This window comes from Rhizobium hidalgonense, assembly GCF_005862185.2.
GTDB lineage: Bacteria > Pseudomonadota > Alphaproteobacteria > Rhizobiales > Rhizobiaceae > Rhizobium > Rhizobium hidalgonense.
In genome coordinates this window covers 3,569,764-3,582,333 of record NZ_CP054027.1, presented here as the reverse complement: position 1 = coordinate 3,582,333, position 12,570 = coordinate 3,569,764, and the positions used below count along the sequence as shown (strand labels likewise).

Below are 12,570 nucleotides of genomic sequence, written 5' to 3'. Positions count from 1 at the left end.
TTTTCCTTAACGCTTTTGGCTTAATTTGGCCTTGGTTTATCCGCCGGGGGTTTTGATGCTGCGCCTTTTCTCTACGTCGATCGTCCGTCAGATCGTTGCGATCACGCTGTGTCTGCTGACGGTCAGCACCGCCGCGATCGTCGGCGTGACCTATTACAATCTGAGCCGCCAGGTCATGGACGGGGCTGTCGCCGACGCCAGGGATGCCACCCGGGCAATGGCTGTGCTCTACGGCGCGGCCGATCAGGCGGCAAAGATCGAGCTGAAGGACAACCAGCTCGCAACCGTCACCGAAGACGCCATTCCGGCGCTGGCCGATCATTCGCTGGTCGACCGCACCGCGCAGTCGATCGCCGGCGTTGCGACGATTTTCCAGAAGCAGGGCGGCGACTACGTCCGCATATCCACCAACGTCAAGAAGGAAAACGGCGACCGCGCCGTCGGCACCAAGCTCGTCGCCGAACATCCCGCCCAGCCGGTACTCGCCAAGGGTGAGGCCTATTACGGCCAGGCCGAGCTTTTCGGCCGCAAGTTCATGACCGGTTATTTCCCGATCAAGAATGCCTCGAATGCCAATGTCGGTATACTCTTCATCGGCATTCCGATGGAACTCTATTACGCAAGGCTGAACGAGCTGCAAATGCTGGTTCTCGGCGTCGGCGCCATCGCATGCTCATCGTCGGGCTTCTCGCCTTTTATGCGATCCGCCTGTCGGTGAAGCCTTTGCAGGCACTGACGGCGCGCGTCCACTCGATTTCCTCGGGCGATCTCGACGGCGCGATCCCGTGTGTCGATAAGAAGAACGAATTCGGCGACATCGGCCGGGCCTTGGCGCTATTCCGCGACAGCGCCCGCGACAGACGCGGCCTCGAAACGCAGGCCGCCGAACAGCGCGCCTTGAGCGATGCCGAACGCGCCAGGAACGATGCCGACAAGCGCTCGCTCGACAGCCAGATCGACTTTGCCGTCAACCAGCTTGCCGCTGGCTTAGGGCGTCTGTCGCAGGGCGATGTCTCGGAAACGATCGGCACGCCCTTCGTCGGTCGGTTGGAGCAGCTGCGCGTCGATTTCAACGCCTCCCTGCTGCGGCTCCAGGATACGCTCTCCGGCATCCGCGACAGCGCCTCGACCATCCAGCGCAACAGTAGCTCGGTTTCTGCTTCTGCAGGCGAGCTTTCGAAACGCACCGAGGCGCAGGCGGCAAGCCTCGAAGAGACGGCCGCCGCGGTGGAGGAGATCACCGTCACGGTTCGCTCGTCCGCCGAGCGTGCCCGCGAAGCCAACAGCGTCGTCGCCGCGACCAAGAAGACGGCCGACAATTCCGGCGCCGTGGTCGGCGATGCCGTTGCCGCCATGGAGCGCATCGAGCAGGCTTCGCAGCAGATCGAGCAGATCATCGAGGTGATCGACGATATCGCCTTCCAGACCAATCTTCTGGCGTTGAACGCTGGCATCGAGGCGGCACGCGCCGGCGAGGCGGGCAAGGGTTTCGCCGTCGTCGCCCAGGAGGTCCGCGAACTCGCCCAGCGTTCGGCCGATGCGGCCCGCCAGATCAAGTCACTGATCGAGACGTCAAGCCGCGAAGTGACGGTGGGCTCCGAACTGGTGCAGAAGACCGGCAGCGTCCTTGCCTCGATCAGCCAGGAGATCATCGCGATCAGCGGCCATGTCGAGACTATCGCCACAGCGAGCCGCGATCAGTCGGCCGCGTTGCAGGAGGTCAACGGTTCGGTCAACGCCATGGACCAGATGACCCAGAAGAACGCATCGATGGTTGCCGAGACGACGCAGGCAAGCCGTCTGCTCGCCGGCGAGGCCGACACGCTGATGACGCTGATCGAGCGCCTCCGCATCGTGGCCGGGTCCGCACCGGCTCACCTCGGCGCAAGAAAAGTCGCCTGAGGCACGCAGCCGCAGCTATCGCAGGATTGCGCCGCGGCTTTGCGGCGTAGTCCTTTCGACGCGACACGCTTCAGCATGAGGTCAAGCGAGCTCAGCCAGCTGGCGAAGCGGATGAGGCCGTTGTCTCCGAACTCGGCATAGAACCGATCCTCCTCCGTCTTGTCCCCGCTTGGCCCGCGACGGTGTCGATATCCCAGCGTGCCTGCGATGGTCATCATGTCGATCATGGCGATGTCCTTTCCTGTAGAAGACATCACCTGATTTAGGCATCAAATTTCTCTTCATAAACAGGGAAAATCCCGCTATGTTTTTCATCGATGAAAAACGCGAATTGGGATTCCTATCAGCTTTTCCTGCAGGTTGCTCGCCTTGGCGGCTTGACGGGAGCAAGCACGGCAAGCGGGCTCAGCCCGGCGACCGTCGGCCGGCGGATGCTCGATCTCGAACAGGAGGTCGGCCGCGCCTTGTTTTCACGCAGCCAGACCGGCTACCGCCTGACGCGGGATGGCCAGGCGCTGCTCGATCACCTTCAGGAGATGGAGGCTGCCGCCCGCAAGGTGGAGGCGTGGCGGCAATCGGGCGAGGGCGGCACGACCGTCAAGGTTGCCGCCGGCACCTGGCTCGCCTGGCTGCTGACGGAGAATTTTGCCGCCATCCGCATGCCGGGTGATGGCTTTGCCATTTCGCTCACCATCGGCGAGGCGCGGGCGAGCCTTGCCTATCGCGAGAGCGATATCGGTATTCGCGCCTTCGAACCTGAGGAGGCCAATCTTGCCGCCCGCCGGCTCGGTGAAGTCGCCTATGCCTGTTATATCAGACGCAACGCCGCCGAGACGGACGAGCGCTGGATTGCGGTTGCCGAGGAGGAGGCAATCTCGGCCTATCTGCGCTGGCCGCACGCCAATGCTGCAGCCGCGATCGTCGCCACCGTCAACCGGCCGCGTTCGCTGCCGGATCTGGTGCGCGCCGGCGCCGGCAAGGCGGTGCTTCCCTGTTTTGTCGGCGATCTCCATCCCGATTTGCAGCGACTTGGCGGCGAACTGCCGGAATTACGCCACGCGCAATGGATCGTCATGAACGCCGAGGACCGCCATCGCCCGGAGATCCGCACGGTCGCCGACCGCATGACCAAACTCATCAGAAGTTATGCCGATCTGTTCGCCGGAAAACGGCCGAGCCGCGGCTGAAATTGGTGATGAAACGCCCGCGCATCTCTTCGGATGCGCGGGCGGTTCTCCTCAATGCCGGTTGGTGACGACGACGGGGATCAGCAGGTCGCCCCAGTTGCCGTCGCCGCCGTGATGGCGGGCCGAGCGCACCAGCTCGACCGAGACGCCGGCCTCGACGGCTTTCATGACCGACTGGTTCAGCCGATGCAGGTCGTTGGCGAGCATGCGGATCGTCGTCTGCTGATCCTCGCTCATACTGGTCGCCTGCTCCTCGGCCCGTTCCCTGACGCGTGAAATGGATGCCATGATCTTCTCCTCCTCTTCGCTCTATTCTGCAGCCGGTTTGAACTGCGCATGTTCGGTTGAGCCGTGCATCGCCGTGGTCGATGACCGGCCGCCGGTAATGGCGAGCGACACGGCGTCGAAATAGCCGGTGCCGACCTCGCGCTGGTGTTTGGTGGCGGTGTAGCCATTCACCTCGGCGTCGAATTCTGCCTGCTGCAGTTCGGAATAGGCCGACATCTGCCGCTGCTTGTAGCCGCGCGCCAGTTCGTACATGCCGTAATTCAGCTGGTGGAAGCCGGCGAGTGTGATGAACTGGAATTTGTAGCCCATCGCGCCGAGCTCGCGCTGGAATTTTGCGATCGTCGCCTCGTCGAGGTTTTTCCTCCAGTTGAAGGACGGCGAGCAATTATAGGCGAGCAGCTTGCCGGGATGGACCTTGTGCACGCCTTCGGCAAAACGCCGCGCCTGGTCAAGATCCGGCTTCGAAGTCTCGCACCAGATGAGATCACAATACGGTGCATAGGCGACGGCCCGCGCGATGCACGGTTCGATGCCGTTTCTGACCTGGTAGAAACCTTCGACCGTGCGCCCGGCGTCATAATCAACGAAGGGCTGGTCGCGCTCGTCGATATCGGAGGTCAGCAGCTTTGCCGCTTCCGCGTCGGTACGGGCAATGACCAGCGTCGCAACACCCATGACGTCGGCGGCAAGCCGGGCGGCGTTGAGATTGCGGATATGGGCGGCCGTCGGGATCAGCACCTTGCCGCCGAGATGGCCGCATTTCTTCTCCGAGGCGAGCTGATCCTCGAAATGGACGCCGGCCGCACCCGCTTCGATATAGGCCTTCATGATCTCGAACGCGTTGAGCGGTCCGCCGAAGCCGGCTTCCGCATCGGCGACGATCGGCGCAAACCAGGTGTCGACGGAAAGCCCCTGACCTTCCGAGGTCTCGATCTGATCGGCGCGCTGCAGCGTGCGATTGATGCGCTTGGCTAGCTCCGGCCCGGCATTGGCGGGGTAAAGCGACTGATCGGGATACATCGCCGACGCCGTATTGGCGTCGGCTGCCACCTGCCAGCCGGAGAGATAGATCGCCTTCAGCCCGGCGCGTACCATCTGCATGGCCTGGTTGCCGGAAAGCGCGCCGAGCGCATTGACGAAATCCTCCTGGCGCAGCAGCCGCCACAACCGGTCCGCCCCCATTTCGGCCAGCGTATGGGTCAGCGCCACCGAGCCCCTGAGCCGCCGCACGTCATCGGCCGAGTAGGGCCTGTCGATGCCGTCGAAGCGGCCCGCCGGTGCATCTGGAACGAGCTTGTAAAAATCGGTCATGCTGATCTCCTCACTAAAAATCGATATCGGGGGGTGTTGATGACAAGATTGACAATATCGTGCGACATGGCCAGGAAAACCTTTGATTTCCAGGTCGGAAAGAGGTTAAGATGACGAGGATTGACAGAGTGGCACTGTGAATTTGTAAAATTTTGTAAAAATTGGCGCCACGTCTCTGTCAAAGGGTGTGACAATGGCGGAACGGAAGATCTTCGCAGGCCCGAAATTGCGGCGCATCCGCAATGCGCTGACGCTGACGCAGACCGCCATGGCCGAGGCGCTGGAAATATCGCCCTCCTATCTGAACCTGATCGAACGCAACCAGCGGCCGCTGACGGTGCAACTGCTGTTGAAGCTCGCGGCCGTCTACAGGGTCGATCTGGAGGAGTTGCGCGGGCAGACCGGCGGCAGTCTCGGCCAGCTCAAGGAGGTCTTTGCCGATCCGCTGCTGTCGGGCGAACTGCCCGGCGACCAGGAACTGGTCGAGGTGGCGGAAGCCGCACCCAATGCGGCAAGCGGCATGATCAAGCTCTATCGCGCCTATCGCGAGCAGGCGGCAAGGCTATCCGATCTGACGGCGCTGATGGCCGCCGAGGGCCACGCGCCGGTTGCCGCCGGCCGGTTGCCGCTCGACGAGGTGCGCGAGACGCTGGAGCGCAGGTCCGCCTATTTCGGACGGATCGAGATGGCGGCGGAAGCCTTTGCGGCGACGTTGCCGGGCGGCCTCGATCTTGCTGCCGGCCTGAAGGATTGGCTGCGCGCCGAGCGCGGCATTGCGGTGCGGGTCCTGCCGGTACACGTCATGCCGGATCTACGCCGCCGTTTCGACCGCCATTCGATGCGGCTGTTCATCTCGGAGCGCCTGTCGCAGGCCGACCGCGCTCATGAGATATCAGTCGAGGCAGCGACGCTTGCCTTGTCGCCGGCCATCGATGCCGAGCTCGACGATCTCCAGCTCTCCTCCGCCGAGGCGCGCCGCATCGCCCGCTTCGAGCTTGCCCGCATCGCCGCTCTGGCGCTGGCCATGCCCTACGAAGCCTTTCTTTCCGCGGCCAAGGCAACGCGTTATGACATCGATATTCTGCGGGCGCGTTTGGGCGTCTCCTTCGGCCATGCCGCCGCACGCCTGACGATGCTGCAGCGGCCGGGAGTTGCCGCCATTCCCTTCTTCCTGATCGAGATCGATGCCGCCGGCCACCGGCTGCGGCGGGCAGGCGCCCAGGGTTTTCCGCAGGCCCGTTTCGGCGGCGGCTGTCCGAAGCTCAATATCCACGCGGCCTTCCTGCAGCCCGGCCAGATCCTCGCCGAAACCGTAGTCACGCCGGATGGCGCCTCCTTCTTGACGGTCGCCCGCACCCTGGAGGGGCCGAGCGTCGAATTCGGCGAAAGGCTGAGGCGCACCGCGATCCTGATCGGCTGCGATGCCGCCCTTGGCGACGCACTGGTCTATGGCCAGGCAACAGTGCTCGAGCCGGTCGCAATCGGTCCGGCCTGTCGGCTCTGCGAGCGGCGCGGCTGCCTTTCCCGCGCCGAACCGCCGGTGACGCGGCCGCTGGGGCTCGACGAGATGGTGGCGGGGCTCAGCGCCTTCGATTTCCAGTGATTGTGAAATCATTGAAGGCGCAGGATTTTGCGCTTGTGGGCTGTGAAATTCCTTCTTAGTCTGCAGGCAAAACCAGAGGGAAAAGATGTCCGGGGTGCGGGCTCTTTGAACAAACAGGAGAAGTCATGAGGTCAATCATTCCAAGTGTGACGGCCGTTGCCGTTGCCGCACTTCTTGCCGCCGCGCCGGCCTTTGCCCAGGAGCGCGTGGTCAACGTCTATAACTGGTCGGATTATATCGACGACTCCATCCTTGCCGACTTCACCAAGGAAACCGGCATCAAGGTCGTCTACGACACCTTCGATTCCAACGAGACCGTGGAAACCAAGCTGCTTGCCGGCGGCACCGGTTATGACGTTGTCGTTCCCACCGCCGACTTCCTGCAGCGCCAGATTCAGGCCGGCGTTTTCCAGAAGCTCGACAAGTCGAAACTGCCGAACCTTTCCAACATGTGGGATGTGATCCAGCAGCGCACTGCCGAATATGACCCGGGCAACGAACACGCGGTCGATTACATGTGGGGTACCGACGGCATCGGCTACAACGTCAAGAAGGTTGCCGAAATTCTCGGTCCCGATGTCAAGCCCGGCCTCGAAGTGATCTTCGATCCGAAGGTCGCCGCAAAGTTCAAGGATTGCGGCATCTATGTTCTCGATACACCGAAGGACGTCATCACCACGGCATTTCGTTATCTCGGCCTCGACCCGAACTCCACCAAGGCTGAGGATTTCAAGAAGGCCGAAGAACTGCTGACGGCGGTTCGCCCCAATATCCGCAAGTTCCACTCGTCCGAATACATCAATGCGCTTGCCAACGGCGACATCTGCATCGCCTTCGGTTATTCCGGGGACATGCTGCAGGCGCGCGACCGTGCGGCCGAAGCCAAGAACGGCGTCGAGGTCAATTATTCGGTTCCCCCGCAAGGCGCCCAGATGTGGTTCGACATGATGGCCATCCCCGCCGATGCGCCCCACGTCGCCGAAGCCCATGAGTTCCTGAATTATATGATGAAGCCTGAGGTCATCGCCAAGGCGAGCGACCACACCTTCTATGCCAACGGCAACAAGGCCTCGCAGCAGTTCGTCAGCAAGGACATTCTGGAAGACCCGGCAGTCTATCCGACCGCGGAGGTGATGAAGAACCTCTTCACGGTCAAGCCATGGGATCCGAAAACGCAGCGGCTGGGCACGCGCCTCTGGACGAAGGTCGTTACCGGCCAGTAATTTAAGCCTTGGGCCCGGACGGCAACGTCCGGGCCTTTCAATTACCGGCCCGGGGTGGAGGCCGGAAAAACCTTTATTCGGGGAATAATATGAAGTCTCTCGGCAATATCCGCCGCGCTTTCGCGCCTTGGACCGATCCCTCTGCAAAACCCTTCATTGCTTTCAAGAATGTCACCAAGCGCTTCGGCGATTTTACCGCCGTCGACAATCTGTCGCTTGATATCTATCACCGCGAGTTTTTCGCGCTGCTCGGCGCTTCGGGCTGCGGCAAGTCCACACTGCTGCGCATGCTCGCCGGCTTCGAGCAGCCGACCTCCGGCGAGATCGTTCTCGATGGAACCGACATGGCCGGCACGCCGCCCTATAAGCGGCCGGTCAACATGATGTTCCAGTCCTATGCGCTTTTCCCGCACATGACGGTGGAGAAGAATATCGCTTTCGGCCTGAAGCAGGACGGTATGGCCAAGGATGAGATGACCGAGCGCGTCTCGCAGATGCTGAAGCTCGTCAAGCTCGAGCAATTCGCCTCCCGCAAGCCGAACCAGCTTTCCGGCGGCCAGCGCCAGCGCGTGGCGCTGGCCCGCTCGCTCGCCAAGCGCCCGAAGGTACTGCTGCTCGACGAACCGCTCGGCGCGCTCGACAAGAAGCTGCGCGAGGAAACCCAGTTCGAACTGATGGACCTGCAGCAGAACCTCGGCCTCACCTTCGTCGTCGTCACCCACGACCAGGAAGAGGCGATGACCATGGCCGATCGCATCGCCGTCATGAGCCACGGCAAGGTCGTGCAGGTGGCGACACCAGCAGAGATCTACGAGGCGCCGAATTCCCGCTTCGTTGCGGATTTCATCGGCGACGTCAACATCTTCGACGGCAAGGTCGCCGCATCGGGCAACGGCACCGTCGAAATATCAGTCGACAGCGGCTTCAACGTACGTGTCGCCGCCGCCGAGACACCTTCGGCCGGCAGCGCCGTCGGCTTCGCCATCCGGCCTGAAAAGATGCGGGTCGGGCGCCAGGCGCCGGCCAATGCTTCGGTCAATGCCGCCAGGGGCGAACTCTGGGACATCGCCTATCTCGGCGATATGACCGTCTTCCATGTGAAATTGCAGAGCGGCAAGATCGTCAAGGCCTCTTCCCTCAATGCACAGCGCTCCGTTGACGACCCCTTCACCTACGACCAGGACGTCTGGATCTCGTTCGACGAGAACGCCGGCGTTCTGCTGAAGGATTGAGATCATGGGCAAGCTCACCTCCGGCCTCTACAATCGGCTCGTCATCACCATCCCCTACGCCTGGCTGCTGCTCTTCTTTCTGGCGCCGTTCTTCATCGTCTTCCGGATTTCGCTGTCGACGACGGCGATCGCCATGCCGCCTTATGTGCCGGTCTTCTCGCTTGCCGATGGCTGGGCCGGGCTGTGGAGCAAGATCGGCGAGCTTTCCTTCGACAATTACGCCTACCTCACCGAGGATGCGCTCTATATCAATGCCTATATCTCGAGCGTGGTGATTGCCGGGATCTCGACTTTCCTCACCCTGCTGATTGCCTATCCGATTGCCTACGGCATGGCACAGGCGCCGCGCACCATCCGCCCGACGCTGGTGATGCTGGTCATCCTGCCGTTCTGGACGAGCTTCCTGATCCGCGTCTATTCATGGATCGCGATCCTGAAGCCGGAAGGCCTTCTCAACCAGCTTCTCCTGTCGCTGCACATCATCGACAGCCCACTGATCATCCTCAACACCAATACCGCCGTCTATATCGGCATCGTCTATTCCTATCTGCCCTTCATGGTGCTGCCGCTCTATTCAGCTCTGGAAAAGATGGACGGTACGCTGATCGAGGCGGCGCAGGATCTCGGTTGCACGCCGATCCGGGCCTTCTGGCGCGTCACCTTTCCGCTGTCGATTCCCGGTGTGGTCGCCGGCTGCATGCTGGTCTTCATTCCCGCCGTCGGTGAATTCGTCATTCCCGACCTGCTCGGCGGTTCGCAGACGCTGATGATCGGCAAGACGCTCTGGAACGAGTTCAACGCCAACCGCGACTGGCCGGTCTCCTCGGCAGTGGCAACGATCCTGCTGATGATCCTGGTGATCCCGATCGTCTTCTTCCAGAACGCCCAGGCCAAAGCCGAAGAGCGGGGGAAATAAGCCATGCTGAAATGGACCCGCTTCAACATCGTCTCCGTCACGCTCGGCTTTGCCTTCCTCTATCTGCCGATTGTGCTTCTGGTGATCTTCTCCTTCAACGAATCGAAGCTCGTCACCGTCTGGGGCGGCTTCTCCACAAAATGGTATGTCTCGCTGCTCTCGAACCAGGGCCTGCTCGACGCCGCCTGGGTGACGATCCGTGTCGGCCTATTGTCGGCGACGCTGGCAACGATCCTCGGCACGATGGCAGCGTTGACGCTGGTGCGCTACACGCGCTTTCGCGGCCGCATGCTGTTTTCCGGCATGATCTATGCGCCGCTCGTCATGCCTGACGTCATCACCGGCCTGTCGCTGCTGCTGCTCTTCGTCGCCATCGGCTTCGACCGCGGTTTCTGGACGATCACGCTGGCGCATACGACGCTGACCATGTGCTTCGTCGCCGTCGTCGTGCAGTCGCGCCTGTTGAGCTTCGATCAGTCGATCGAGGAGGCGGCCCAGGATCTCGGCGCGCCGCCGGTGCGCACCTTTTTCGAGATCACCCTGCCGATCATCGCACCGGCCGTGATCTCGGGCTGGATCCTTGCCTTCACCCTGTCGCTCGACGATCTGGTGATCGCCAGTTTCACCTCGGGGCCGGGCGCCACCACACTGCCGATGCGCATCTACAGCCAGGTTCGCCTCGGCGTGACGCCCGAGATCAACGCGGTCTGCACGATCCTGATCGGCATCGTTGCGGTCGGCGTCATCTGCGCCTCGATCGTCACCAAGCGCCGCGAAATCCAGCGCCAGCGGGATGAGCGTGCGGCGGCTGCCGGGGCTTAGACTAACTCTACTGCGCGTGGGGTGTGGCGCCGAAGAGTGGAACCGGCGAGATCACCGGGTTCGGCCAGGAGCCGCCGATGAAGAAAGGCAGAAGCGGCAGATCCGCCGCCTTGGCCGGATCGGTCGACTCGAGCGATCCGGACAGCGCCAGCCCGTTCGACTGATAGGTGATGACGCCGGAAAGCGTCAGCGTTTCCGAAGGACCGGCAATCCGGGCGTCGTGCATCTCGGCCGAACCGTTGGCGAAATCGGCCTGCATGTTCAGCTGGTTGAAAGCGAAAGCGCCGCCTGCCGCCGCGCTCAGCGGAAAGAACGGCTTTTCGGCTGCCTGTGTCCTGAGGGCCGAGGCATCGATGCCGGGGATCGTGCCTTCCCTTGTCCAGAAGCGCAGCCTGCCGGTGACGTCGGCAAGACCGGTCGTCCAGATCGCCTTCGGCGACTGCAGGTCGAGATCGAGCGATCCGGTCGCCAGCGGCAGCGGTCCCTTCAGCTGCAGGCGCTCGGCAAGGGCTGCGAAGTCGGCATCGCGGATCGACAATTGCAGTTTGCCGCCGCCGTCGAAGTCACGCTGGGTTGCTTCCAGATGCGCGGTCATTTCGCCGCCTTCGAACCGGCTGTCGCCGATGTCGAATTTCGCTTCGCCGCCGGCGACGATCATGCTGGCGCCGACATCGGAAAGCTCGAAGAGGCCCATCTGCGCGCGCCGCGCCGAAAGCCTGACGTCGACATCGAGCAATTGCAACGGCCCGTTTATGCCGGCGGAGATTTCCTTCGCCTCGCCGGCGGCAAGCCTGAGCGCGAAGGCGTCGAGAAACGGCTTGAGGTTCATCTGGTCGAAGGCGAGCGTGCCGCCGATCTTCGGCCGTTTGCCGGGTTGGGTGAAAAGGTCCATCACCCCGGTGGCGCTCGCTTCATTCAGCGAGACGCTGAGATTGTTGAAGCGCAGCCCGTTGCCCGACGACATGATGTCGGATTCCAGCGAGGCGCTCTTCAGTGTTGCGATGCCGGGGATGGATTTGCCCGACCATGCCAGAAGTGCCTGCATATCGGGAATGCTGGCGGTGATATTGCCGGAAAGTGCCGAAAGGTTGGCGATGCTGGCAATTCCCTGGAAGTGGGCCGTCAAAAGATTCGATGTCAGCGACGTCCGCGTTTCGGCATTCCGGCCGGCAAAGGCGAGCAGCGGCTGGCGTGAGGCGAAATCGACCTTCAGGTCCTCGCCGTTGATGCGGGCAATGACGACCGCCGAGATCGCGCCGGATAGCCGCGGCCAGGCGATATCTGCGGTGACGCTGTCGAAACGATAGGTCTTGGCGGACTTGGCGTCGGTCACCGCAAGCGTGCCGTCTTCGACCGTCACCGCGCCGATCTCGGCGTCGAGATCGGGATCGAGCACCTCGGCGCCGTTTTCGGTGCGCACGCCGCTGATCGCACGGGCGAGCAGGCCGGCATAACTCCAGTCGATCAGCCCCTTCTCGTCGCGCGTCAGCGCCAGATTGGGGCGCACCAGATGAAATTCGTGGAAGCTGGTGCGGCCTCTCAGCGCATCGATGAGGCTGAAATCGGCCGACAGGCTATCGATGCTGCCGAGCAGTTTGTCGCCGCTTTCGCGCGGCTGGCGGATGGTGATCTGGTTCAGCGTGATGCGCGGCGTCGGCCAGAATTCCAGAACCGGGCTACCCTTGATCTCGGCATGATAGCCCGTCCATTTCGACAGCGCGTCTTCGATGCCCGAGCGCACGAAACCGGTGGTGATGAGATAGGGTGCGGCAACCCTCAGCGCCACGAAAATCCCAAGCGCAATCAGCAGGAAGACAGTCGACAGACGGGCGAAGGCCGGAAGCCAGCGCGAAACGGGTCCGATCTTCCTGCGCCACCTGCGATGTCTTGACGTGCTCATGATCTCCGCCGGTAATTCAGCCGGTCATCCCGTGATGCGCTGATTTCGCCGGATATAGGAAATATCGGGCATATGCAAATACCCTACTGCGCCGCGCGTCTTTTCACACGCGCAAAGGACCCTGCAACACCTACGATCCAAGCATCTTTTTTCCGATGCGCCAGCGACCGATCGCGTCGGTTCCGC

The 12,570-nt window shown here is 62.3% G+C and carries 10 protein-coding genes and 1 pseudogene; 7 read left to right on the top strand and 4 right to left on the bottom strand.

The window, feature by feature from the left end:
- Positions 1 to 55 precede the first annotated feature (55 nt).
- Positions 56 to 1,902 (top strand): annotated as a pseudogene (locus FFM81_RS17380) (methyl-accepting chemotaxis protein).
- Here the strand turns inward: FFM81_RS17380 and FFM81_RS17375 are convergent.
- Positions 1,875 to 2,129, bottom strand: coding sequence for a hypothetical protein (locus FFM81_RS17375; protein WP_025415359.1), 255 nt, complete (start codon positions 2,127 to 2,129; stop codon positions 1,875 to 1,877). The pseudogene FFM81_RS17380 and the gene FFM81_RS17375 overlap by 28 nt on opposite strands.
- A 90-nt stretch (positions 2,130 to 2,219) precedes the next feature.
- Between FFM81_RS17375 and FFM81_RS17370 the strand changes: the two genes are divergently transcribed.
- On the top strand, positions 2,220 to 3,089 hold the full coding sequence (locus tag FFM81_RS17370; RefSeq protein WP_003570244.1) for a LysR family transcriptional regulator: 870 nt from the start codon (positions 2,220 to 2,222) through the stop codon (positions 3,087 to 3,089).
- Between the two features lie 51 nt (positions 3,090 to 3,140).
- On the opposite strand, the gene FFM81_RS17365 is transcribed toward FFM81_RS17370, so the two are convergent.
- Together FFM81_RS17365 and aceA are read right to left on the bottom strand one after the other, a co-directional pair.
- A complete protein-coding gene (locus tag FFM81_RS17365) occupies positions 3,141 to 3,377 on the bottom strand; it encodes an SMc00767 family acetate metabolism repressor (protein WP_003570242.1) in 237 nt (78 codons plus the stop codon).
- Between the two features lie 21 nt (positions 3,378 to 3,398).
- Entirely contained in the window at positions 3,399 to 4,688 is a 1,290-nt protein-coding gene (aceA, locus tag FFM81_RS17360; RefSeq protein ID WP_138385030.1) for an isocitrate lyase, read from the bottom strand.
- Between the two features lie 193 nt (positions 4,689 to 4,881).
- On the opposite strand from aceA, the gene FFM81_RS17355 reads away from it, so the two are divergent.
- The 5 genes from FFM81_RS17355 (at position 4,882) to FFM81_RS17335 (ending at position 10,484) form a co-directional block, all read left to right on the top strand.
- A complete protein-coding gene (locus FFM81_RS17355) occupies positions 4,882 to 6,291 on the top strand; it encodes a helix-turn-helix domain-containing protein (protein WP_138385031.1) in 1,410 nt (469 codons plus the stop codon).
- 125 nt (positions 6,292 to 6,416) lie between these two features.
- Positions 6,417 to 7,514: a polyamine ABC transporter substrate-binding protein gene (locus FFM81_RS17350; protein ID WP_003570236.1), complete on the top strand. Its 1,098-nt coding sequence runs from the start codon at positions 6,417 to 6,419 to the stop codon at positions 7,512 to 7,514.
- Between the two features lie 89 nt (positions 7,515 to 7,603).
- Positions 7,604 to 8,746 carry an ABC transporter ATP-binding protein gene (locus FFM81_RS17345; RefSeq protein WP_128399108.1) on the top strand — a complete coding sequence of 381 codons (1,143 nt, stop codon included), beginning with the start codon at positions 7,604 to 7,606 and terminating at the stop codon, positions 8,744 to 8,746.
- A gap of 4 nt (positions 8,747 to 8,750) precedes the next feature.
- Positions 8,751 to 9,662 (top strand): ABC transporter permease subunit, encoded by a 912-nt coding sequence (locus FFM81_RS17340; protein ID WP_003570234.1) that lies wholly within the window; start codon positions 8,751 to 8,753, stop codon positions 9,660 to 9,662.
- A 3-nt stretch (positions 9,663 to 9,665) separates the two neighbouring features.
- Entirely contained in the window at positions 9,666 to 10,484 is an 819-nt protein-coding gene (locus FFM81_RS17335; RefSeq protein WP_025415364.1) for an ABC transporter permease, read from the top strand.
- A gap of 7 nt (positions 10,485 to 10,491) precedes the next feature.
- On the opposite strand, the gene FFM81_RS17330 is transcribed toward FFM81_RS17335, so the two are convergent.
- Positions 10,492 to 12,384: an AsmA family protein gene (locus tag FFM81_RS17330; protein ID WP_138385032.1), complete on the bottom strand. Its 1,893-nt coding sequence runs from the start codon at positions 12,382 to 12,384 to the stop codon at positions 10,492 to 10,494.
- Positions 12,385 to 12,570: the final 186 nt, after the last annotated feature.

What these genes read in the sequence shown, in the direction of transcription:
- aceA (WP_138385030.1), bottom strand. Translation starts at nt 4,688, where the DNA reads ATGACCGATTTTTACAAGCTCGTTCCAGATGCACCGGCGGGCCGCTTC.
- FFM81_RS17350 (WP_003570236.1), top strand. Translation starts at nt 6,417, where the DNA reads ATGAGGTCAATCATTCCAAGTGTGACGGCCGTTGCCGTTGCCGCACTT.
- FFM81_RS17335 (WP_025415364.1), top strand. Translation starts at nt 9,666, where the DNA reads ATGCTGAAATGGACCCGCTTCAACATCGTCTCCGTCACGCTCGGCTTT.
- FFM81_RS17330 (WP_138385032.1), bottom strand. Translation starts at nt 12,384, where the DNA reads ATGAGCACGTCAAGACATCGCAGGTGGCGCAGGAAGATCGGACCCGTT.
- FFM81_RS17355 (WP_138385031.1), top strand. Translation starts at nt 4,882, where the DNA reads ATGGCGGAACGGAAGATCTTCGCAGGCCCGAAATTGCGGCGCATCCGC.
- FFM81_RS17370 (WP_003570244.1), top strand. Translation starts at nt 2,220, where the DNA reads ATGAAAAACGCGAATTGGGATTCCTATCAGCTTTTCCTGCAGGTTGCT.
- FFM81_RS17375 (WP_025415359.1), bottom strand. Translation starts at nt 2,129, where the DNA reads ATGATCGACATGATGACCATCGCAGGCACGCTGGGATATCGACACCGT.
- FFM81_RS17365 (WP_003570242.1), bottom strand. Translation starts at nt 3,377, where the DNA reads ATGGCATCCATTTCACGCGTCAGGGAACGGGCCGAGGAGCAGGCGACC.
- FFM81_RS17345 (WP_128399108.1), top strand. Translation starts at nt 7,604, where the DNA reads ATGAAGTCTCTCGGCAATATCCGCCGCGCTTTCGCGCCTTGGACCGAT.
- FFM81_RS17340 (WP_003570234.1), top strand. Translation starts at nt 8,751, where the DNA reads ATGGGCAAGCTCACCTCCGGCCTCTACAATCGGCTCGTCATCACCATC.